Origin of the sequence: Micromonospora sp. NPDC002389, from assembly GCF_040296095.1 — a bacterium.
GTDB lineage: Bacteria > Actinomycetota > Actinomycetes > Mycobacteriales > Micromonosporaceae > Micromonospora.
Window position 1 is genome coordinate 33,955 of sequence record NZ_JBEOWP010000014.1, and the last position, 22,680, is coordinate 56,634.

Sequence of the window (22,680 nt, forward strand, 5' to 3'; positions counted from 1 at the left end):
TGCACCCGGCCCACCGGTCAGGGGCAGCCGCAGGTGGCGAGCGCCGCGGCGATCCGGTCCAGCGCCACCCGGGCGGGTTCCATGCCGTCCGGCGGCACCTGGTCGGTGAGCACCGCGAAGGTGAGCAACCGCCCCTCGGCGGTGGTCACCACACCCGCGATGGCGTGTACCCGGGTCAGCGTGCCCGTCTTGGCGCGGACCACGCCCATACCGGCGTCCGTGCCGGGTGCCGAGCCGTAGCGGTCGCGCAGCGTGCCGGACCAGCCGCCGACCGGCAGTCCACCGAAGATGCCGCCGAGTTCGGGCCGGTCCGGCCCGGCCGCGAGCGCCAGCAGCTCGGTCAGCAGCGCGGGGCTGATCAGGTTCTTCCGGGACAGGCCGCTGCCGTCGGCGAGCGTCAGCCCGTCCACCGGCAGACCCAGTTCGGGCACCATCTCGGCCATCGCCGTGGCGGCACCGGCGAACGACGCGGGCTGGTCGCGGGCCAGCGCGACCTGGCGGGCCAACGCCTCGGCGACGATGTTGTCGCTCTCGCTGATCATGACATCGACCAGACGGATCAACGGTGGCGAGTGCACCACGCCCAACTCGGCGCCGGGTTCGGTGCCGCCGGTCGCGTCGACCGGGGCCACCGGGGCGGTGCCCTTGCGTACCGCACCGGCCGGTACGCCGAGCAGCTTGGCGAAGGCGCGCCCGGCGGTCAGGTCAGGCTCGGGTACCCGCTCGGCCCAGCCCCGCCCCGCCTTGGGGTCCTTGCGGGCACCGTCGAGCATCAGCGCGGTGATCGCGCCGCCGTAGCCGCCGGTGGGGATGTCGTCGTCCCAGCCCGGCCCGAACACCGGCCCGGGATACAGCGACGAGTCGACCACGACGCTGGTCGGCGGGGTGCCGCCCAGGGCCGTACGCACCTGCTCGGCGAGGCTCTCCAGGCTCGCGGCGCCGGTGTAGAAGCCCTTGGCACCGACCGACAGGGACGGGTCTCCGCCACCGACGACGACCACCTCACCGGGCTGGGCGCCCGCCACCACCCGGGTCGGGATCCGGTAACCGGGGCCACGGGCGGTCAGCACGGTGACCGCGGTCAGCAGCTTCGTCACCGAGGCCGGCACGGTGGCCTCGCCGCCGCCCCGGTCGAAGAGCAACTGCCCGGTCAGGGCGTCGGCCACGGCGAGGTTGACCCGGTCGCCGAGCGCGGCGTCACCGATCAGCGGGTCGAGCACCGCACGCATCCCGTCGGCGCTGGGCACGGGCGCGCCGACGTCGGCCGCGGCCAGCACCGCGACCGGATCGGGCTCCGGCGACTCCGCGACCGTCGACGTGTCGGGGTCGTCGCCCAGCCACTGACCGACCGGGCCGGGGCGTACCACGGCCACACCCACCCCGACCAGCACGAGCGCCAGCACGGCGGCGAGCACCAGCGGCAGTCGTCGGCGCGGGGCGGACGGCGGCGCGGGCGGTGTCCCCTGGTCGGCCGGGGCGGCGGTGTCCCCGGGTGGGGCCGGCGGCACCGCGCCGGAGTCCGCCTGCGGGCCGGACGGCGTGTCGGCCGCCCCGGACGCCGCTGCGGCCGGGACCGTCACGGAACCGGCCGGAACGCTCACCCGACCGACCGGACCGGACCCGGTGCCGGACGGCACGGGCGGCACGGGCGCGGTACCGGGCGGCACTGAGGCAGACCCGGTGCCGGATGGCACGGACGCGGTGCCGGAGGCGGGTGGGGTGGCACCGGGTGCCGGGCTCGTCGGAGCGGGGTCCGCTGGTGTCGGTGACGGTGTCCGGAGCAGGTGCGCGCCAGGCACCACTACCCGCCCGGTCGCCGGTGTGACCGGCGGTGTCGCGGTACCACCTTCGGCGGCACCCTCCGGACGGTAGTGTGAATCTTCCCTCCCCACGACCCCCTCCTCCCCCACCGGAAACCGGCCTGGGTGACACTACTTCGGTCCGAAGACTATGCGGCGGCCGGACTCGGTGGGCGAGCATTCGCCTGTCCGGGCTGGTCGCCGGTTCCGTCAAGCCAGCGCCGGCGAACGAGGGAGCGTGCGAATGGATTTCGACGTCACGGTTGAGATCCCCAAGGGTCACCGCAACAAGTACGAGGTGGACCACGTGACCGGCCGGATCCGGCTGGACCGCACGCTCTTCACCTCCACCCAGTACCCGGCCGACTACGGCTTCATCGAGGGCACCCTCGGTGCGGACGGCGACCCCCTGGACGCCCTCGTGCTGGTGCCCGAGCCCACCTTCCCCGGCTGCCTGATCCGGTGCCGCACCATCGGCATGTTCCGGATGACGGACGAGAAGGGCGGCGACGACAAGGTCCTCTGCGTGCCGTACGAGGACCCCCGGCAGGAGCACCTGCGCGACATCCACCACCTCGGCGAGTTCGACCGGCTGGAGATCCAGCACTTCTTCGAGGTCTACAAGGACCTGGAGCCGGGCAAGTCGGTCGAGGGCGCGACCTGGGTGGGGCGTACCGAGGCCGAGACCGAGATCCTGGCCTCCTACCGGCGGGCCAAGGACGCCGAGGAGCGCGGCGAGACCACGCACTGACCCGACCTCGCAGCGGGCCCGCCGGATTGCTCAGCCGAGCAGTCCCCGGGCCCGTTCGTAGAGTCCGAGCACCGCGCAGGCGACCGGCACCACGGAGATCACCAGAGCGGTGTCGGTGAGGTCGGCGATCCGCCCGACGTAGGGCGAGACCGGCCGGTGGGCGTAGCCGGTGCCGGCCGCCGCGACCGTGAGACCGACCAGCAGGCCGCCGACCGGCAGGAGCAGCGGTCCGGTCGCGGTGTCGACGGCGAGCACCGTGCCGAGCACCGCGTACCCGGCCAGCCCGGCGAGCAGCGGCGGCACCCGGTGCCGTGCCGCCGCGAAGAGCCGGGCGCGCAGCAGGAACACCGTCGAGGTCACCCCGACCAGCAGCCGGCCGGCGACGCCACCGGTGACGGCGAGCACCAGACCGGCCACGCCGGCCAGCACCGCGTGCCCGATCAGCATTCCGGTCAGCATCTCCTCGGTGCGGGCCACCGCCGCGTACACCCGGCCGCGATCGGGCAGGTCACGAGCCTGGTCCAGGTCGTGGGCGGCGCCGGTCGGCAGCGTGGTCGGCGGCAGCGGCACCCGGCCCAGCCGGATCGCCAGCAGCGGGACCGCGCCGATCGCGAAGGCGAGCACGCAGAGCAGGACGGCCGTCGCGCCGGCCGGGCCGAGCAGCACCCCACCGAGGGCGGTCGGGACGCCGACCGCACCCACCGCCACCCCGGCCACGAAGACCCGCTGTCGGGTGGCCACGCCGAGCAGCCCGAGCACCGAGACCAGCAGCAGTGTCACCGCTGCGGCCAGCGCCTCCTCCGCACCGACCCAGCGCAGCGGACCGAGCGGACCGACCGGGTCGCCCGAGCTGACCGCCAGGGCACCGGCCACGGCGGCGTACGGCAGCGCGTACCCGCCGAGGACGGCACCGGCCGTGCCGTCGCCCCGGGCCCGGGAGAACACCGTGCCGGCGAGCACCAGCAGGACCGTGACCAGGGTCGTCACCGGCCAGGCGGCCTGAACGTCGGGGCCGGAGGCGATCAGGGCGACCAGGCCGACGCCGAGCGGCACTCCGGCACCGGCCAGTGCGGCGACCCGGGTGGCCTCCGGTGACCAGGCGGCACCGCGTTGTCGTGCGCCGTCGGCGATGGCCTCCACCACGTCGTCGTACTCGGGCTCGGGCCACTCGGCGCGGCCCGGCACCAGATGCAGCACCTCGCCGTCGCGGACCCCCTGGGCGAGCAGCGCCTGTCCGATGGCGAGCGTGCTGCCGTCGGCCCGGCGCAGCAGCCAGCCGCCGTGCCGTTCACCGTCGTCGGCGATCCCGACACCGGCGTGCCGAAGCACCTCGGGCAGCAGCTCGACGAGCGGTACCTGCTCGGGTAGGGCCACGTCGACCCGGCGGAGGGGGGAGCTGACGGTGACCCGGGCCAGCCCGATCGTCATCGGCTGATCTCCATATCGAGCGGGGTGACGGCCTGCGCGGACGGAAGGAGATTACCTACCATGAGCCAGGCTCGGGTCACCGTGCGTCGTCGGGAGGTCGAGTGTCCACTGTCGTCGTCCGGCGGCCGGCCCGACGTCCGGCACCGGAGATCCCCGTCGGCGAGGTGCCGGTGCAGGCCCCGCCGGAGATCCCGGCCGGCACCGGTGGACGCTGGCACCAGATGCTGATGGTGCTGCCGATGCTCGGCGGCACGGTCGCGATGGCGATGATGTTCGGGCGGGGCGGCGGCGCGTACGCGTACGTGGTCGGCGCGATGTTCGGCCTCTCCACGCTGGCGATGCTGGTGACCTCCTGGGGCAGCGCCTCGGGCAGCCCGCGGAAGTCCGAGATGATGGCCGCCCGACGCGAGTACCTGCGGCACCTGGCGACGCTGCGACGGCAGGTCCGACAGACTGCGGCCCGGCAGCGCAGCGGCCTCTGCTATCGGCACCCGGATCCGCAGGGCCTCTGGTCGACGGTCGAGAGCCACCGGGTGTGGGAACGTCGCCCCACCGATCCGGACTTCGCCGTGGTGCGGGTCGCCGTCGGGCCGCAGACGTTGGCCACTCCGCTGGTCCCACCGGTCACCCGGCCGCTGGAGGAGTTGGAGCCGATGACCGCCGGGGCGCTGCGTCGCTTCCTCGACGCGTACTCGGTGGTGCCGGACCTGCCGGTGGCGGTGTCGCTGCGCAGCTTCGCCCGGGTGTTCGTCCGGGCCGTGCCGGCCGGTCCCGCCGGGTCACCGGCCGCGCAGTCGCTGGTCCGGGCGATGCTCACCCAGCTCGCGGTCTTCCATTCCCCGGACGAGCTGCTGATCGCGGTCTGCGCCGGGCCGGAACGGCGGGCTGCCTGGGAGTGGGTCAAGTGGCTGCCACACGCCGGTCACCCGTCCCGAGGTGACGCCCTCGGCCCGGTCCGGCTGGTCGCCAGCGCGGCGGTGGACCTGGAGAAGCTGCTCGACGAGGTGCTGGCCAGCCGGTCCCGGTTCAGCCCGGCCGGTCCGGCCACCGACGGGCCGCACCTGGTGGTGGTGCTCGACGGCGGCGACCTGACCGGCGCCACCGAGCTGGCCGGTGACGGCGGCATCGACGCGGTCACCCTGATCGACCTGAGTTCCCCGCCGCCGCGCCTGCTGGACCGTTTCGCCCTGCTGCTGGAACTGCGCGGGGGCCGACTGCACTCGCACTCGGCGGACGGACCGGCCGAGGTCGGCACGGCCGATGCGCTGGGGGTCGCCGAGGCGGAGGCGGTGGCCCGCCGGTTGGCGCCGTTGCGCCCGGCCGCCGCCCGTGGTCCGGACGCCGCGACCGGTGCCGAGCCGGGCCTGCCGGAGTTGCTCGGCATCGGCGACCCGGAGGGCTTCACCACCGAGCAGGGCTGGGCGCCCCGGTCGGCCCGTGACCGGCTGCGGGTGCCGATCGGCGTCGGTGTCGACAGCGCCGCCGTCGAGCTGGACCTGAAGGAGTCGGCGCAGGACGGCATGGGTCCGCACGGGCTGCTGATCGGGGCCACCGGCTCGGGCAAGTCCGAGCTGCTGCGGACCCTGGTGGTGGGGCTGGCCGCCACGCACTCCTCCGAGCAGCTCAACTTCGTGCTGGTCGACTTCAAGGGCGGGGCCACCTTCGCCTCGTTCGACCGGCTGCCGCACACCGCCGCCGTGATCACCAACCTGGCCGACGCGTTGCCGCTGGTGGACCGGATGGTCGACGCGATCAACGGCGAGCTGGTACGCCGGCAGGAGCTGCTGCGTCGCGCCGGCAACTTCGCCGGCCTGCGTGACTACGAGCGGGCCCGGGCGGCCGGCAGCGCACTGGCCCCGCTGCCGTCGCTGCTGCTGGTCTGCGACGAGTTCTCCGAGCTGCTGTCGGCCAAGCCCGACTTCGTCGACCTGTTCGTGCAGATCGGCCGGTTGGGGCGGTCGCTCGGGGTGCACCTGCTGCTGGCCAGCCAGCGGTTGGAGGAGGGGCGGCTGCGGGGGCTGGACACCCACCTGTCGTACCGGATCGGCCTGCGGACCTTCTCGTCGCTGGAGTCGCGGACGGTGCTCGGCGTGCCGGATGCGTACGAGCTGCCCCGCTCGCCGGGTCACGGCTACCTGCGCTCCGGCACCGAGCCGCTGGTGCGTTTCAAGACCGCGTACGTCTCCGGGGCGGTCCGTCGACGTGCGGCGGCGGTCGGCGCGGCCGGGTCCGAGCGCCCACGTCTGCTCACCTTCACCACCCACTTCACACCCGAACCGGAGCCGCCCGCCGCTCCGGTCGTCGAGGAGGACGAGGAGCCGGGCCGGGAGACTCTGCTGGACCTGCTGATCGGACGCCTCGCCGGCCAGGGGCCGCCGGCACACCGGGTGTGGTTGCCGCCGCTGGACGGCGCACCGGGGCTGGACGAGGTGGTCGGGCCGGTGACCGTGCACCCGTCCCGGGGGCTGAGCTCCGGCAATCCGGAGCTGCACGGGGCGTTGCAGGTGCCGGTGGCGGTGGTCGACAAGCCGTACGAGCAGCGGCGCGACCTACTCTGGCTGGCGTTGGACGGCGCCGCCGGGCACGTGGCGGTGGTCGGCGGTACGCAGAGCGGCAAGTCCACCGCGCTGCGGACGCTGATCTGCGCACTGGCGCTCACCCACACCCCCGCCGAGGTGCAGGTCTACGGTCTGGACTTCGGCGGCGGCGGGTTGGCCGCGCTGCGCGACCTGCCGCACGTCGGCGGGATCACCGGTCGCGCCGACCCGACCGGTGTGCGCCGCACCGTGGGCGAGATGGCCACCCTGCTGACGGACCGGGAACGCGCCTTCGCCGAACTCGGTGTCGAGTCGATGGCGGCCTGGCGGCGTCGGCGTGTCGAGCAGACCGCCGCCGGCGCGCCCGACACCGACCGGTTCGGCGACGTCTTCCTCGTCGTCGACGGCTGGACCACGCTGCGCGGCGAGTACGACGACCTGGAGCCGCTGATCACCGACCTCGCCACCCGGGGACTCTCCTACGGCGTGCACGTCGTGGCCACGGCGGTGCGGTGGTTGGACTTCCGACCGGCCATCCGGGACCTCTTCGGCTCGCGGCTGGAGCTGCGCCTCGGTGACCCGTCGGACTCGGTGGTCGCCCGGAGGGCGGCGGCGGACGTGCCGGAGCGTACGCCGGGTCGCGGCATCACCACCGGGAGCCTGCACTTCCTCACCGCCCTGCCGCAGCTCGCCGACGCGGACACCGCCGCTCTGGTGCGACGGGCGGCGGAGGGCTGGTCCGGTCCGCCGGCGCCCCGGGTACGGCTACTCCCGGCGGTGCTGCCCTATGCCGACCTGGACCGGGCCACCACCGCCGGGCTGCGGATCCCGGTCGGGATCGCCGAGGCGGACCTGCGTCCGGTGGTGCTCGACTTCGCCACCGAGCCGCACTTCGTGGTCTACGGCGACGCCGAGTGCGGCAAGTCGTCGTTCCTCCGCGCGCTGGCCCAGACGATCGTCACCCGGTTCACGCCGGAGCAGGCGCGGGTGATCCTGGTGGACTACCGGCGCAGCCTGCTCGGCGCGATCGAGACCGAACACCTGATCGGGTACGGCACCGCCGCCGCGCACACCGCCGACCTGGTGGAGTCCGCAGCCGGTTATCTCCAGGACCGTACGCCCGGTCCGGAGGTCGGTCCGGCGCAGTTGCGCGACCGGTCGTGGTGGACCGGCCCGGAGTTGTTCGTCCTGGTCGACGACTACGACCTGGTGGCGAGCGGGCCGGCGAACCCGCTGCGGGCGTTGGAGGAGCACCTGCCGCACGCCCGCGACGTCGGGTTGCACCTGGTGCTGGTCCGCCGCTGCGGCGGTGCCGCCCGCGCCCAGTACGAGCCGGTCGTGCAGCGACTACGCGAACTGTCCACCTCGGGCCTGGTGATGTCGGGCAGCCCCGAGGAGGGTGCGTTGGTCGGTGCGGTCCGGCCCGGTCCGCTGCCGCCCGGACGTGGTCGACTGTCCACTCGGCGGGAGGGCGTCCGCCTGGTTCAACTGGCGTACCTGCCGCCACAGTGACGTCGAGTCCACGGAACGTCCCTGGAAGCCGGAGCGAACCGGTAATCTCCGATCGTCATGTGTCCCTGCGACGAATGGCTGAGGATGTGACCAGGGTGCGGCAGAGCGGCCCGCCGGGGCCTCGACGGTTCGCGCATCGCGCGCTGCTGGCGGCGGCGGTCACGGCGCTGTCGGTTGCGGTCGCGGTCGTGCCGGCCGCCGCCGTGCCGGTCGCCCCGACCTCCTTCGGCGTGCCGGTGGCCTACGCCCCGGACACCGCCGAGCGCGCCGACCAGGTCCGTGACGAGCAGTGGCAACTCGACAAGCTCGGCGCGCAGATCGCCTGGCGTACCTCGACCGGGCGCGGTGTGATCGTCGCGGTGATCGACTCCGGGGTGGACGGTTCCCACCCGGACCTGGCCGGTCAGGTGCTTCCCGGTCTCGACCTGGTCTCCCCGGACGGTGCTGCCGAACCCGATCCGGTCGGGCACGGCACCACGGTCGCCGGCCTGATCGCCGGACGCAACGACGACCGCCGGGGCGTGGTGGGGCTGGCCCCCGACTCCCGCATCCTGCCGGTACGCGTGCTCGACGAGGAGAACCGGTACGACGACGCGTTGATCGTCGCCAAGGGTGTCCGGTGGGCGGTCGACAACGGCGCCAAAGTGATCAACCTGTCGCTCGGCGGCAACGGCGACAGTCCCGCCCTGGCCGCCGCCATCGACTACGCCTTCGCCAAGGACGTGGTGGTGGTCGCCTGCACCGGCAATCTCGCCACGTCACCGGAGGCGAAGGTGTGGTACCCGGCCCGGGAGCCGGGCGTCATCGCCGTCTCCGGGTTGGAGCGCAACAGCGACAACCTGTGGAGCGGCGCGATCACCGGTCGCGCCACCGTCCTCACCGCCCCGGCCAGCGGCCTGGTCGGCGCCCGACCGCCGCAGGGGTACTGGCGGGTGCAGGGCACCAGCTTCGCGGCGCCGCTGGTCGCCGCCACCGCCGCCCTGGTCCGGGCCCGCTACCCGAAGATGTCCGCCGGGGACGTGGTCAACCGGCTGCTGGTCACCGCCAAGGACATCGGGCCCACCGGGCGCGACGACCGGTTCGGCTACGGGCTGGTCGACCCGATCGCGGCGCTGACCGCGGACGTACCGCTGGTCGGTGACAACCCGCTGGACGACAACGACTCGCCCGGGGTGACCGGCTTCGGCCCGGCACCCGGCTCGGTGCCGGTCGGCGACCACGACGCCGAACAACTCGGCCTGACCGGGTCGCAGCAGGAGACCCGGTGGCGGGCCCGCGCCGCCGGGGCGGCGGAGGACACCGGCCCGGTACGCCTCTGGGTCGGCTCGGCGATCCTCGTCGCCCTGGTCACCGGCGCGGCGCTGATGGTGCGCCGGCTGCGGCGACGCTGAGCGGGGCCGCCGGGCAATCCGGCGGTCCCGGGTCTTCGATCCTGCTCGGCGGGGTACAACCGTCGGCGTGAGTGCCTCAGGCCGGCGTACGACGGCGCCCCCGCCGATCCGCGACCCGTTCGGTCCCGCGGACGGCCCGTCGGGTCTGCGTCCCGGTCACACCGCCTCCGGCCTGTCGATGCTCGTGCCGTTCGTGCTGCTCGCCACGCTGGTGGTGGGCGACTGGCCGCCGCTGCGCCGGCTGGACGCGGCGATCACCGCCGACCTGCACGACTTCGCCCACGACCACCCGGCCTGGGTGTCGGTGATGGGCCTCTGGACGGACGTGCTCGCGCCGATGCCGCTGCGCGCCGGGGCGTTGTGTCTGGTGGTCTGGCTGGCCTACCGGGGTGCGCGGCGACTGGCCGTCTGGGTCACCACCACCATGGTGCTCGGCGGCCTGCTCGGGCCGCTGCTCAAGCTCGTGGTGGGCCGTCCCCGACCGGATCTGCCCGAGCCGGTGGCGCTGGCGCCCGGCCTGTCCTTCCCGTCGGGACACGCGCTGAACGCGGCGCTGGCCGCCGGTGTGCTGCTCGTGGTGTTCCTGCCCCGGACCAGGGCCCGGTCGGCGGCCCGGGCGGCGGTCTGGTCCGCCGCGCTGGCCATCGCCCTGGTCACCGGGTTCAGTCGGGTCGCGCTCGGCGTGCACTGGACCAGCGACGTGGTTGCCGGATGGCTGCTCGGCGCGGCGGTGGTCACCGCGACCACCGTGGCCTTCACTCTCCTGGCCCGGCGGTCGCCGCCCGACGACTGACCGTCAGGTGCACTCGCCGGTGCCCACGCCCCGGGTACGCTCCGCACCGGCCAGCGCCACCGGCCGGGCCTCGGCGGCGGTCACCGCGAAGCCGGTGTTCGGGTCGTACGCGGCCGCCGCGAAGATCACCCCGAGCACCAGGCCGTTCGAGGAGACCAGCGGCCCGCCGGAGTTGCCGCTGCGCACCAGGGCCCGGATCGTGTAGATCTCCCGGGTCACTTCCCCGGACGAGTAGATGTCGGGCCCCTTGATCCGGTCGACGTCGCGGATCCGCGCCGACTGGGCGTTGTACGGCCCGTCCAACGGGAAGCCGAGCACGATGGCGTCCGCACCGGAGGTGGTGTTGCCGGCGGCGAACCGCATGGACGGGCCGGGCAGGTTCGGCACGTACAGCACGGCCAGGTCGCGGTCCGGGTCGTAGACGACCACGACGCCGTCGTACCGCTCGCCGCGCAGTTCCACCGCGACCGAGTCGGTGCCGGCGACCACGTGCGCGTTGGTCATCACCCGGTCGTCGGCGTACACGAAGCCGGAGCCCTCGATGCGGCGCGAACAGCTCTTGGCCGAGCCGAGCACCTTGACCACCGACTGTTGGCCGTTCGCCACCACCGGCGACCCGGCCAGCGCCGGGTCGGGCGGCTCGACCTGCCGGGCCTGGGTACGGCGCAGGCCGTCGAAGACGTCCGGGAAGCCGTTGGTGTCGACGGTGTCGCGCAGCGCGGTGGAGAGCTGTTGGGCCTGGTCCGGCATCACCTGGTCGACCACGTTGAGCAGCGCGCTGCTGCGTACCGAGTTGGCGAGCCAGGGCACCGAGGAGGAACCGAGCGGCACCGCCACCAGCCAGGCGACCAGGAGCACCGCGAAGAGCGAGACGAATGCGCCGCCGATGTCGTCGAGCCGCCGACCCGTGTCGCTGGCGATCGTGCGGCGCAGGTGGGAGCCGAGCCATCCGGCGAGCGCCTGACCGATCACCGCCAGGCCGAAGATGGCGACGAGCGAGATCAGCACCCGGGTGCCGCTGTCCACGAACTGCTGGGCGAACATCGGCCCGATCTGGAGCCCGATCAGCGCACCGAGGAAGAACCCGGAAAACGAGAGCACCCCGATGACGAACCCCTGTCGGTATCCGCTGATCGCGAACACGAGCATGAGTAACAGCAGAACGAGATCAACGGCCGACACGGGTCAAGCGTACGGGCCGCAGGCTCGTGGGATGACGATCGCTTGCGGAAGGTGACTACGCGGTCAGCGGACCGCGCTCTCGTCCACCTCGTCGGTGCCGGCCGAGGGGGCGGGTGACGCGCCGGACGGGGGCAGGTCGATCACCCGTCCGTGCGGCCACGGCCGGCTCCAGCCGCCCATCTCCAGCAGCGCGGCCAGCACCCCGGCGGTGAAGCCCCAGACCAGCATGCCGCGGACCGAGAAGGCGGGGCCGACCCAGCCGCTGGAGTGGCGTACCCGGACCCGGTTGTCCGGGTCGACCAGTTCGGTGACCGGCAGCCGGGCCACGTGCGCCACCTCGGCCGGTTCCCGGGGGTGCACCGGGTGCGGCGCGTGCCACCAGGCGAGCACCGGCGTGACCACGAACTCGCTGACCGGGATCCACAGTCTCGGCAACTCGGCCAGCACGGTGACGCTGGCCGGGTCGAGGTCGACCTCCTCGTTGGCCTCGCGCAGCGCGGTCGCGGCGGCGTCGGCGTCGCCCGGGTCGGCGGCACCGCCCGGGAAGGCCGGCTGCCCCGCGTGGTTACGCAGCGTCGCGGCCCGCTGGAGCACCAGCACGTCCGGGCCGGTCTCGGCGTCCTCACCGAGCAGCACCAGCACGGCGCTCTCCCGGCCGCCCTGCTCCGGGGTGCGGACCTGGGTGAAGTCCTCTATGCGTGCGGTACCGAGCCGGACCAGCAGCGGGTCCAGCCAGTCCGGCACCGGCTGCCGCGTGCCGGACGCCGCCCGGCCCGGGGTCACGCCGGCTGGCACCTCGCTCACGCCGGTACCGCGATGTCGAGGTGCTGCCGGACGAGTTCGGCGAGGCGGGCGTCGTCGAGGGCGCCCGAGGTGTCGATGTGCCGCACGCCGCCGTCGGCGCCCACGAACACCGTCATCGGGAACGCGTTGCGTTCCAGGGCCCGCTGGAACGCCTTGCCCTGGTCGAAGAGCATCGGGAACCGCACGCCGAAGTCCTCGCCGATGGACTGCGCGGCGCTGCGGCTGTCCTGGGTGTTCACCCCGATCACCCGCAGCTGCCCCTCGGTCTGCTCGCTGAGCCGCTGGAAGGCGGGCAGTTCCTTGCGGCAGGGCGGGCACCAGGAGGCCCAGATGTTGATCACGGCCGGCCCGGGGATGTCGCGCAGGGCGACCGGGGTGCCACCGGTGAAGCAGGTGAGGGTCAGCTCGGGCAGCCGGTCGCCCTGCGGAGTGTCGCCCCCGGCAGCACCGGGCTCGGCGACGAGGGAGGTGCACTCCTCGAACGGGGACGGCCGGCTGGTGCTCGTGTCCGGTCCGGTGGCAGCGGGCTGGTCGCTCTCGGGCGTGCACGCCACGGTGCCGAGCAGCAGCAGCGGCAGGGACATCAGGGCCAGTCGGCGGATCACGGCGCCTCCGCCCGGACCGCCTGCACCGGCACCAGGTCGGGGTCGACTCCGGCGGCGACGGCCAGGTCACGGGCCCGGGGGCCCTTGAGCAGCTTCGCGGCGGCGGCCGCCTCGGTCGGGCCGGTGCCGTACGACGGGCAGAGCTTGGCCAGCGTGCACGCGCCGCAGGCGGGCTTGCGGGCGTGGCAGACCCGTCGGCCGTGGAAGATGATCCGGTGCGACAGCATGGTCCAGTCGCGCTTCGGATACATCGCCCCGATCGCGTGCTCGATCTTGACCGGGTCGGTCTCGGCGGTGAGTCGCCACCGCTGGACCAGCCGCTGGAAGTGCGTGTCGACGGTGATGCCGGGCACGTCGAAGGCGTTGCCGAGGATGACGTTGGCGGTCTTGCGGCCGATCCCGGGAAGGTTCACCAGGTCGGCCAGCCGGCCCGGCACCCGGCCGTCGTACCGCTCGACGAGGGCCTGGCCGAGGTGGATCAGCGAGCTGGTCTTGTTGCGATAGAAGCCGGTCGGCCGGATCAGCTCCTCCATCTCGTCCCGGTTCGCCCCGGCGTAGTCGGCGGCGCCCGGGTAGCGGGCGAAGAGCTTCGGGGTGACCTCGTTGACCTTCTTGTCCGTGCACTGGGCCGAGAGGATGGTGGCGACGGCCAACTCCAGCGCGTTGCCGTGGTTCAGCTCACAGTGGGCGTCGGGATGCGTCTCGGTCAGCACGCGGCCGATCCGCCGCGCCCGACGCGTACGACCGAGGTCGGTCTCGGGGGCGCTTCTGGTCACGACGGCCAGCCTACGTCGCCGCGCCGACCCTCCGATCGGCCCACACGGCCGGGCCGGCGATCAGCCCTCGTCCGGCGGGCTGATCTTGCCTGCCTTGGTGAACTGCGCACCCGTCTCCGGGAAGTCGAGCTTGGTGAGGTCGCGGAGCAGGCCGAGGCCCCGGTCGTCCGGGTCCATGGTCGGCTTGCCGATCCCGTTCATGTACGTCGAGACGAACGACCCGCCGGACCAGGTGCCGTCCGGCTCCAGGGTCACCTTGAGCACGCCGCCCCAGCCGAGGCGGCCGTTGTTGCTCAGCATGCCGCCGCCACCGGCGAAGTTGCCCAGGCTGTACGCGATCAGCCGGCCCTTGTAGAACTCCATGCCCCGCAGCACGTGCGGGCCGTGGCCGACGATCAGGTCGGCGCCGGAGTCGATCATCGCGCGGGAGAACTTGATCGGGTCGCCCCGGTTCTCGCCGAGGAACATCTCGGTGCCCGGACGGGTGCGGGTCATCTCCGAGCCCTCGGCCCCCATGTGCACCTGCACCACCACGATGTCGGCCATGGTGGCGGCCTTCTCGATCACCTTCTTCGCGGACGGGATGTCGACCAGGCTGTTCGACCAGCGGTACGACGAGAAGCCGGCCACCGCGACCTTGACGCCGTCGACCTCGACCACGGTGATCTGGTCGGGCGCCCCGGTGTGCGCCAGGTCGTGCTCCTCCAGCGCCTTCTGGGTGTTCTCGTACCCCTTGGGCCCGAAGTCGTAGCCGTGGTTGTTGGCCTGATTGAGCAGGTCGAACCCGGCGTCGGCGAGGTGTGCGGCGTACTCCGGCGGCGCGCGGAACTGGAAGCAGCGGGTCGAATTCGCCCCGCACTTGCCGGTGCCGGTGTCCACCGTCAACGGCTCTTCCAGGTTGCCCATCGCCACGTCGGCGGCGATCGCCTTCTTGACCGAGTCGAAGAAGCCCTTGCCGCCGTTGGGCGGCAGCCGGTTGGGCGCGTTGCCCATCACGATGTCACCCGTAGCGGAGAGGGAGATGGTCTTGACCTCGGGCGGGGTCGACTCGACCGGCCCGGCGGTCCCACCACCACCCGCGCCGGGCTGCCAGACCGGCTCCTGACCGAGATCGGCGCAACCGGCGAGCAGCAGCACGGCGAGCAGCGCACCGAGCGCGGCCGGGAAACGGCGACGCGAACGCGACGTGAGTGCGGCGTGGGGGCGCGGACGCGTCGCCGTGGAGGCACGGCGACGTGAACGCGACGCGAGGGGGGCGCGAGCATACATCGGGGGCGACCCTACCGGGCGGGAAACACCGCGACGACGGCCGATCGGGTGGAGGATTCAGCCCCGGAGCCGATCCGACCATGGAACGACGGTGTCGGTGCCGACCGCCGCGACCGCGGCGTGCACCGCGCGGGCCAGCGGGGCGCCCCAGGTCGAGCGCGGGCCGCCGTACGCGCTGACCGGCCCGTCCGGCGGGCAGAGCACGGTGACCGCGTCCGTCGGGGTGCCGGTGCCGGGCAGGCCGAGGTCCGCGATCGCCTGTGCCTTCGCCTCCGTCGCGGTGGCGACCGCGTTGACCAGGGCCGCGTCGCCGAGCCGGGCCGGCACGTACGCCACGATGTTGACCGTGCCGACCCGCTGGGCCGGGGCCGCCACGTCGGGTGCCGCTGCGGGCACCGGAGTACCCAGGCCGACGGTGGCCCAGACCTGCACGCCGGTGTCGGTCCGGGCGACCACCTCGGTCACGTCGACGCCGGTCAGCAGGCCCACCCCGGGTCCGTCGAGGCCGAGCCGCCGGGCCATGCCGGCCAGGTGGTCGGCGGGGTCGTCCCGGTCGTACGACATCGGCACGGTCGCGTTCAGCACCCATCGTCGTACGCCGAGCCCGCCACCGAGCGGGCCGGTGCCGACCGCCCGCAACGGCCGCACGGCGCGCCACACGAGTAGCGGAATGTCCCTTCCGTCCTCGTGGCGGGTGGTCACCAGGGGCTCGCTCAGCACGCCGTGACCCTACGGCCGACGGCCTCGCCGGTCGTCGGCGGCCCGCGCGGGCGAGCGATGGTACCGGGCGACCGACACGGGAAGGTTACGCCCAACGATCAAGATTCCAGGGGTGCACCTCTGATTCCTGCTCACGTGCGCCTAGACTGGGCGGCGCGCGAGGGATCAGCGGACGGCGACCCAGCCGACAGACGGCACGCGCAACCGGAGGTGCGCGATGGACGAGGTACTGGCCCGCAGCGGGATCTTCCAGGGAGTCGACCCGGAGGCTGCCGAGGCGCTCGCCAAGGAGATGGAGACGATCGAGGTCCGCAAGGGCGAGGTCGTGTTCAACGAGGGCGAGCCCGGCGACAGTCTCTACATCCTGCTGTCCGGCAAGATCAAGGTCGGGCGACGGGCCGCGGACGGCCGGCAGAACCTGATCGCGGTGATGGGCCCGTCGGACATGGTGGGCGAGCTGTCGCTGTTCGACCCGGGTCCGCGTACGGCCACCGCCACCGCAGTGACCGACAGCCGCCTGGCCCGGCTGCGCAAGCAGGCGCTGCGTCCGTGGCTGAACAACCGGCCGGAGATCGCCGAGCAGCTGCTGCGCGTGCTCGCCCGCCGACTGCGCCGCACCAACGACGCCCTGGCCGACCTGATCTTCACCGACGTCCCCGGCCGGGTCGCCAAGAACCTGCTCCAGATGGCTGGCCGCTTCGGCACCCGGGACGGCGGCGTGCTGCGCGTGACGCACGACCTGACCCAGGAGGAGATCGCCCAGCTCGTCGGCGCCTCCCGCGAGACGGTCAACAAGGCGCTGGCCGACTTCGCCTCGCGGGGCTGGCTCCGGCTGGACGGCAAGAGCATCATCATCCTCGACCCGGAGCGCCTGGCCCGCCGCGCGCGGGTCTGACCGCCCTCTCTCCTCCACCGCCCGGTCGCCACTCGCGGCCGGGCGGTGTCGTGTCCGGGTTCGCCGCCGTCGCCGGTGACCGTGACGCGAGGCGCACCGCCCGGCCGCCCCAAAAAAAAGTCAGTCTTGACTGTTTGTTTCTCGGACGGCAGGCTGTGCCCGTGCCTCCCGCATCGACCCGCGTCCCTCAACAGCAGCGCAGCCGCGCCACCCGGGCCCGGCTGTTGGAGGCGACCGTCGAGTGCCTGGTCGAGCACGGCTGGTCCGGCACCACGACCACGGTGGTGGCGGCCCGGGCCGGAGTCTCCCGAGGCGCCCAGCTGCACCACTACCCGACCCGGGCCGCCCTGGTCACCGCCGCCGTGGCACACCTGACCGAACGCCGGGCGGCGGAGCTGCGGGCCGAGGCGGACGCACTGCCGGCCGGCCCCCGCCGGCTGGACCGGGTGGTCGACCTGCTCGCCGCCGCCTTCACCGGGCCGCTCTTCGTGGCCGCCCTCGAACTCTGGGTGGCCGCCCGCACCGACGCCGAACTGCGTGCCGCGTTGCTGCCGCTGGAGACCCGGGTCGGGCGGGAGATGCACCGCCTGACCGTCGAGCTGCTCGGCGTGGACGAGCGACGGCCGGGCGTACGCGAGGCGGTGCAGGCCACCCTCGACCTGCTCCGAGGACTCGGCGTGGCCAACCTGCTCAGTGACGACTCGGCCCGCCGGGCCGCCCTGCTGCACGCCTGGAAACGCCAGTTCACCATCCTGCTCACCCCCGTTGACGCCCGGCCGGAAGGCGAGCGGGACTGATCCCCACCGGAGGCACCGTGGTCGACCTGGCCGTCCTGCTCACCGACCTGGCCGCCGAGTCCGCGCAGCTCGACGCGCTCGTCGCGCCCCTGCCCGAGGCGGAGTGGGAGCGGCCCACCCCGGCGGCGGGCTGGACGGTCGCCCACCAGATCGCCCACCTGGCCTGGACCGACCACGTGTCCCACCTGGCCGCGACCGACCCGGACGCGTTCCACGCCTCGATCGCCGCCACCCCGGACCCGGCCCGTCTGGTCGACGCGGGCGCGGAGGCGTTCCTCGCCCCGCCGGAGGCGCTGCTGAGCCGCTGGCGGGTCGGTCGCAGCACGCTCGCGGCGTCGCTCGCCGCCGCTCCGGCCGGACAACGACTGCCGTGGTACGGCACCCGCATGTCGCCCGCCTCGATGGCCACCGCACGGATCATGGAGACCTGGGCGCACGGCGAAGACGTGGCCGACGCGCTGGGCGTGTCCCGGCCCGCCACCGCCCGGCTGCGGCACATCGCACACCTGGGCTCCCGTACCGTCGGGCACAGCTTCGCCGCGCACGGCCGGGCGGTGCCGACGGCGCCGGTCCGGGTCGAGCTGCGGGCACCGGCCGGTGACACCTGGGCCTTCGGTCCGCCCGACGCGACCGACCGGGTCACCGGCCCGGCGCGCGACTTCTGCCTGCTGGTGACCAGACGGCGGCACCGCGCCGACACCGCCCTGGTGGCCGACGGGCCGGTGGCCGACGCGTGGCTGGACGTGGCGCAGGCGTTCGCCGGGCCGCCCGGCCCCGCCCCCGCTCCCCGGCCGTCGGGCGGCGACCGTGCCGGAGCCACCGCGTGAGCGCGTCCGGCCGGCAGGCCGGCACCGACGTGCTGCGGGTCGGCAATGCGTCCGGCTTCTACGGCGACCGGTTCTCCGCCTGGCAGGAGATGCTCGACGGCGGCGAGCTGGACGTGCTGACCGGCGACTACCTCGCCGAGTTGACCATGCTGATCCTCGGCCGGGACCGGATGCGCGACCCCGACCTGGGGTACGCGAGGACGTTCCTGCGACAGCTCGAAGGATGCCTCGGCACTGCCGTGGACCGTCGGGTCGCGCTGGTCACCAACGCCGGCGGACTCCACCCGGCGGGGCTGGCCGCCGCGATCCGCACCCTCGCCGACCGGCTCGGGCTGCCCGTGCGGGTCGGGTACGTCGAAGGCGACGCCCTGGCCCGCCCGGACGCGCTCACCGCGAACGCGTACCTCGGGGCGTTCGGAATCGCCGCCTGCCTCGACGCCGGGGCGGACGTGGTGGTGACCGGCCGGGTCACCGACGCGTCCCTGGTGGTCGGCCCGGCCGTGGCCCACTTCGGCTGGACGCACGACGATCTGGACGCGCTGGCCGGCGCCACCGTGGCCGGGCACCTGATCGAGTGCGGCGCGCAGGTCACCGGCGGCAACTACAGCTTCTTCACCGAGCTGCCCGACGGCGGCCACCGGCCCGGCTTCCCCGTCGCCGAGCTGCACCGCGACGGCTCGTCGGTGCTCACCAAGCACCCCGGCACCGGCGGCGCGGTCACCGTCGAGACGGTCACCGCGCAACTGCTGTACGAAGTCGGTGCGCCCGCGTACCTCGGGCCGGACGTGGTGACCCGGCTGGACACGGTCGAACTCAGCCAGGACGGGCCGGACCGGGTACGCGTCTCCGGCGTCCGGGGCACGCCACCGCCGGAGACGCTCAAGGTGGGCGTCAACAACCTCGGCGGTTTCCGCAACTCGATGACGTTCGTGCTCTGCGGGCTGGACATCGAGGCGAAGGCGGCCCTGGTCCGGGCACAACTGGAGGCGGCGGTCGGCACCGACGGGCTGGAGTTCCAGTTGGCCCGCACCGACCACCCGGACGCGACCGACACCGAGGTGGCGAGCGCGCTGCTGCACGTACACCTGCGCGACGGCGACCGGACGCGGGCCGGACGGGCCTTCTCGGCGGCGGCGGTGGAGTTGGCGCTGGCCTCGTACCCCGGCTGCACGCTGACCACGCTGCCCGGCGACGCCACCCCGTACGGCGTCTTCACCACCGACACCGTTCCGCAGGACGAGGTCACCCACGTCGCCGTACTTCCCGACGGCACCCGCCGCACCATCCCCCCACCCCCGGTGCGGTGTAAGGAGGGGTCCCTTCCTATACACCAGGCGATAGCAGGGGACCCCTCCTTGCATCCGGCGGCGGTGCGGCGGGGGGCGCTCGGGGAGCTGGTCGGGGCGCGCTCGGGCGACAAGGGCGGAGACGCGAACCTCGGCGTGTGGGCGCGTACCGACGCGACCTGGGCGTGGCTGCGCGGCTGGCTCACCGTGGCCCGGCTGGCCGAGCTGCTGCCGGAGACGGCCCCGCTGACCGTGCGACGGTACGAGCTGCCGAACCTGCGCGCGGTCAACTTCGTGATCGAGGGACTGCTCGGGCCCGGGGTGGCCGGATCGACCCGGTTCGACCCACAGGCCAAGGCGCTCGGCGAGCTGCTCCGCGCCCGGGTGGTCGACCTACCAGCGGAGCTGCCCACCGGGCCGGCATCGGCCGACGCGGAGCTGCCCGCCGGACCGGCGGCGGCCGGAGGGCCGCAGGCGTGACCATCGTGGACACGCCGGAGCGGCGTCAGTTGCGCGAGCTGACCCGGGCCTTCGTGACCCGGGAGGTGCTGCCGCACCTGGCCGACTGGGAGAAGGCCGGTGAGGTGCCGCGCGCGCTGCACATCACCGCCGCGCGGACCGGGCTGCTCGGCGTCGGTTTCCCCGAGTCGGTCGGCGGCAGCGGCGGCGACCTGCTCGACTCGATCGTCGTCACCGAGGAGATGATCCGCTCCGGCGGATCGTCGGGGCTGGTCGCGGCCCTGTTCACGCACGGCATCGCGCTGCCGCACATGGTCGCCGCAGCCGGCGGCAGGCTCGGCGGCACGCTCCCGGGCGCGGCCGGCCCGCCGGTGCAGCGCCCGCCGACCGACGACGACCTGGTCGACCGGTACGTCCGGCCGACGCTCGCCGGTACGACGATCGGTGCGCTCGCCGTCACCGAGCCGGAGACCGGTTCCGACGTCGCCGGAATCCGCACCCACGCCCGCCGCGACGGCGAGCACTACGTGGTCAACGGCGCGAAGGCGTACATCACCAGTGGTGTCCGGGCGGACTTCGTGACCACGGCGGTGCGGACCGGCCCACCGGGCGGCGACGAGCTGAGCCTGCTGGTGATCGAGAAGGGCACGCCCGGGTTCACCGTCGGGCGACGGCTGGAGAAGCTCGGCTGGCACTGCTCGGACACCGCCGAACTCTCCTTCGTCGACGTACGCGTCCCGGTGGCGAACCGGATCGGCGAGGAGGGCACCGCATTTCTCGCGATCATGCAGCACTTCGCCGCCGAGCGGCTCTCCCTGGCCACCCAGGCGTACGCGATCGCGCAGCGCTGCGTCGAGCTGTCCGTGCGCTGGTGTCGGGACCGGTCCACGTTCGGTCGCCCGTTGGTCGGGCGGCAGGTGGTCCGGCACCGGCTGGCCGAGATGCACACCCGCGCCGAGGCCGCCCGGGCGTACGTGCACCAGGTGGCTGCCCGGGTCGTCGCCGGGGAGCCGGTGGTGACCGAGGTGGCGATGGCCAAGAACGTGGCCGTGGCGGCCGGTGACTGGGTGGTCGACCAGGCCCTGCAACTGCACGGCGGCTTCGGCTACCTGCGGGACGCCGAGGTGGAGCGGCACTACCGGGACGCCCGGATCCTCGGCATCGGCGGCGGCACCACCGAGATCATGAACGAGATCGTCGCGAAGGGCATCGGCCTATGACCACGTTGCAGAGCACGGTCGACCTCACCTCGCCGACCCACCGGGCCAACCGGGAGGCGTTGCGGGACCGGATCGCCGAGCTGGACGCCGCGCTCGACCAGGCGCGGGCCGGCGGTGGCGAGAAGTACGTGACCCGGCACCACGCGCGTGGCAAGCTGCTCCCGCGCGAGCGCATCGAGTTGCTGCTGGACCGGGACAGCCCGTTCCTGGAGCTGTCCCCGGTGGCCGCGTACGGCACGGACTTCCCGGTCGGGGCCAGCGTGGTGACCGGGATCGGGGTGGTCGAGGGCGTCGAGTGCCTGATCGTGGCGAACGACCCGACGGTACGCGGCGGCGCGGTGAACCCGTGGTCGCTGGCGAAGACCCGGCGGGCCGGGGAGATCGCGCTGGCCAACCGGCTGCCGATGGTGAACCTGGTCGAGTCGGCCGGCGCGGACCTGCCCACCCAGGCGGAGATCTTCATCCCGGGCGGCCGGGTGTTCCGTGACCTGACCCGGCTCTCGGCCGAGAGGATCCCCACGGTCAGCGTGGTCTTCGGCAACGCCACCGCCGGTGGTGCGTACGTGCCCGGGATGTCGGACTTCACCATCATGATCCGGGAGCGCTCGCAGGTCTACCTGGCCGGGCCGCCGCTGGTGAAGATGGCCACCGGCGAGGACGCCGACGACGAGTCGCTGGGTGGTGCGGCGATGCACGCGACCCGCAGCGGTCTGGCCGACTTCCTCGCCGCCGACGAGCGGGACGGCATCCGGCTGGCCCGGCAGTGCGTCCGCCGGCTGAACTGGCGCAAACAGGGGCCGGGTCCGCGTACCCCGCACCCGCGCCCGCCCCGGCACGACCCGGAGGAATTGCTCGGCATCGCCAGCGCCGATCTCAAGGTGCCGTTCGATCCGCGCGAGGTGCTCGCCCGACTGCTCGACGGCAGCGAGTTCGACGAGTTCAAGCCGGCGTACGGCACGGCTCTGGTCACCGGGTGGGGCGAACTGCACGGGTACCCGGTCGGTGTGCTGGCGAACGCCCGGGGGGTGCTGTTCAGCGAGGAGGCACAGAAGGCGACGCAGTTCATCCAGCTCGCCAACGCCGCCGACACGCCGCTGATCTTCCTGCAGAACACCACCGGCTACATGGTCGGCACCGAGTACGAGCAGCGCGGCATCATCAAGCACGGCGCTCTGATGATCAACGCGGTGTCGAACTCGACGGTGCCGCACCTGACGGTCAACCTGGGCGCCTCGTACGGGGCCGGGAACTACGGCATGTGCGGCCGGGCGTACGAGCCGAGGTTCCTGTTCACCTGGCCGAACGCGCGCTCTGCGGTGATGGGTCCGGCCCAGTTGGCCGGGGTGCTCTCCATCGTGGCCCGGCAGGCCGCCGCCGCCCGGGGCCGCGAGTTCGACGAGGACTCCGACGCCGCCATGCGGATGATGGTCGAGCAGCAGATCGAGTCCCAGTCCGGCGCGCTGTTCCTCTCCGGACGGCTCTACGACGACGGGGTGATCGATCCCCGGGACACCCGTACCGTCCTCGGGCTCTGCCTGTCGGCCGTGCACAACGCACCGGTACGCGGTGCCGCCGGCTTCGGCGTCTTCCGGATGTGACATCCCTGAGCGCGAGAAAGGCACTGCTGCC

At 73.7% G+C, this 22,680-nt stretch carries 18 protein-coding genes; 10 read left to right on the plus strand and 8 right to left on the minus strand.

Going from position 1 to position 22,680, the window contains the following annotated elements:
• Positions 1-17 precede the first annotated feature (17 nt).
• Positions 18-1,508, minus strand: coding sequence for a D-alanyl-D-alanine carboxypeptidase/D-alanyl-D-alanine endopeptidase (gene dacB, locus ABT008_RS23990; RefSeq protein WP_502890498.1), 1,491 nt, complete (start codon positions 1,506-1,508; stop codon positions 18-20).
• A 535-nt stretch (positions 1,509-2,043) separates the two neighbouring features.
• Here dacB and ABT008_RS23995 point away from each other — a divergent pair.
• Complete coding sequence (locus ABT008_RS23995; protein WP_350698623.1) at positions 2,044-2,550, plus strand: inorganic diphosphatase; 507 nt, start codon at positions 2,044-2,046, stop codon at positions 2,548-2,550.
• A gap of 30 nt (positions 2,551-2,580) precedes the next feature.
• On the opposite strand, the gene eccD is transcribed toward ABT008_RS23995, so the two are convergent.
• On the minus strand, positions 2,581-3,978 hold the full coding sequence (eccD, locus tag ABT008_RS24000; protein WP_350698625.1) for a type VII secretion integral membrane protein EccD: 1,398 nt from the start codon (positions 3,976-3,978) through the stop codon (positions 2,581-2,583).
• A gap of 101 nt (positions 3,979-4,079) precedes the next feature.
• Between eccD and eccCa the strand changes: the two genes are divergently transcribed.
• The 3 genes from eccCa to ABT008_RS24015 all read left to right on the plus strand — a co-directional run bounded on the left by eccCa (position 4,080) and on the right by ABT008_RS24015 (position 10,211).
• A complete protein-coding gene (gene eccCa / locus ABT008_RS24005) occupies positions 4,080-8,027 on the plus strand; it encodes a type VII secretion protein EccCa (protein WP_350698626.1) in 3,948 nt (1,315 codons plus the stop codon).
• Positions 8,028-8,101: 74 nt separating this feature from the next.
• Positions 8,102-9,418: a type VII secretion-associated serine protease mycosin gene (gene mycP / locus ABT008_RS24010; protein ID WP_350698627.1), complete on the plus strand. Its 1,317-nt coding sequence runs from the start codon at positions 8,102-8,104 to the stop codon at positions 9,416-9,418.
• 67 nt (positions 9,419-9,485) lie between these two features.
• Positions 9,486-10,211, plus strand: a complete 726-nt coding sequence (locus ABT008_RS24015) for a phosphatase PAP2 family protein (protein WP_502890496.1) — start codon at positions 9,486-9,488, stop codon at positions 10,209-10,211.
• 3 nt (positions 10,212-10,214) lie between these two features.
• Here the strand turns inward: ABT008_RS24015 and ABT008_RS24020 are convergent, their stop codons facing one another.
• From ABT008_RS24020 to ABT008_RS24045, 6 genes are all read right to left on the minus strand, one after another.
• The gene (locus ABT008_RS24020; RefSeq protein ID WP_350698629.1) at positions 10,215-11,393 is read right to left on the minus strand and encodes a MarP family serine protease; all 1,179 of its coding nucleotides are present in this window, start codon (positions 11,391-11,393) and stop codon (positions 10,215-10,217) included.
• 63 nt (positions 11,394-11,456) lie between these two features.
• Positions 11,457-12,188, minus strand: coding sequence for an NUDIX hydrolase (locus ABT008_RS24025; RefSeq protein WP_350698787.1), 732 nt, complete (start codon positions 12,186-12,188; stop codon positions 11,457-11,459).
• A 5-nt stretch (positions 12,189-12,193) separates the two neighbouring features.
• On the minus strand, positions 12,194-12,781 hold the full coding sequence (locus ABT008_RS24030; RefSeq protein ID WP_502890499.1) for a TlpA family protein disulfide reductase: 588 nt from the start codon (positions 12,779-12,781) through the stop codon (positions 12,194-12,196).
• A gap of 17 nt (positions 12,782-12,798) precedes the next feature.
• Positions 12,799-13,614 (minus strand): endonuclease III, encoded by an 816-nt coding sequence (gene nth, locus ABT008_RS24035; RefSeq protein WP_350698788.1) that lies wholly within the window; start codon positions 13,612-13,614, stop codon positions 12,799-12,801.
• Positions 13,615-13,638: 24 nt separating this feature from the next.
• Positions 13,639-14,847, minus strand: a complete 1,209-nt coding sequence (locus ABT008_RS24040) for a CapA family protein (RefSeq protein WP_350698633.1) — start codon at positions 14,845-14,847, stop codon at positions 13,639-13,641.
• Positions 14,848-14,904: 57 nt separating this feature from the next.
• A complete protein-coding gene (locus tag ABT008_RS24045; RefSeq protein WP_350698635.1) occupies positions 14,905-15,567 on the minus strand; it encodes an adenosylcobinamide amidohydrolase in 663 nt (220 codons plus the stop codon).
• A 217-nt stretch (positions 15,568-15,784) separates the two neighbouring features.
• Here ABT008_RS24045 and ABT008_RS24050 point away from each other — a divergent pair, with 217 nt between their 5' ends.
• The 6 genes from ABT008_RS24050 to ABT008_RS24075 all read left to right on the plus strand — a co-directional run bounded on the left by ABT008_RS24050 (position 15,785) and on the right by ABT008_RS24075 (position 22,649).
• On the plus strand, positions 15,785-16,462 hold the full coding sequence (locus ABT008_RS24050) for a Crp/Fnr family transcriptional regulator (protein WP_013736306.1): 678 nt from the start codon (positions 15,785-15,787) through the stop codon (positions 16,460-16,462).
• A 161-nt stretch (positions 16,463-16,623) separates the two neighbouring features.
• On the plus strand, positions 16,624-17,259 hold the full coding sequence (locus ABT008_RS24055; protein ID WP_350698637.1) for a TetR/AcrR family transcriptional regulator: 636 nt from the start codon (positions 16,624-16,626) through the stop codon (positions 17,257-17,259).
• A gap of 17 nt (positions 17,260-17,276) precedes the next feature.
• Positions 17,277-18,086, plus strand: coding sequence for a TIGR03084 family metal-binding protein (locus tag ABT008_RS24060; protein ID WP_350698639.1), 810 nt, complete (start codon positions 17,277-17,279; stop codon positions 18,084-18,086).
• On the plus strand, positions 18,083-19,852 hold the full coding sequence (locus tag ABT008_RS24065) for an acyclic terpene utilization AtuA family protein (protein WP_350698641.1): 1,770 nt from the start codon (positions 18,083-18,085) through the stop codon (positions 19,850-19,852). The genes ABT008_RS24060 and ABT008_RS24065 overlap by 4 nt, the downstream gene beginning before the upstream one ends.
• Complete coding sequence (locus ABT008_RS24070; RefSeq protein ID WP_350698643.1) at positions 19,849-21,051, plus strand: acyl-CoA dehydrogenase family protein; 1,203 nt, start codon at positions 19,849-19,851, stop codon at positions 21,049-21,051. The genes ABT008_RS24065 and ABT008_RS24070 overlap by 4 nt, the downstream gene beginning before the upstream one ends.
• The gene (locus ABT008_RS24075; RefSeq protein ID WP_350698645.1) at positions 21,048-22,649 is read left to right on the plus strand and encodes an acyl-CoA carboxylase subunit beta; all 1,602 of its coding nucleotides are present in this window, start codon (positions 21,048-21,050) and stop codon (positions 22,647-22,649) included. The genes ABT008_RS24070 and ABT008_RS24075 overlap by 4 nt, the downstream gene beginning before the upstream one ends.
• Positions 22,650-22,680: the final 31 nt, after the last annotated feature.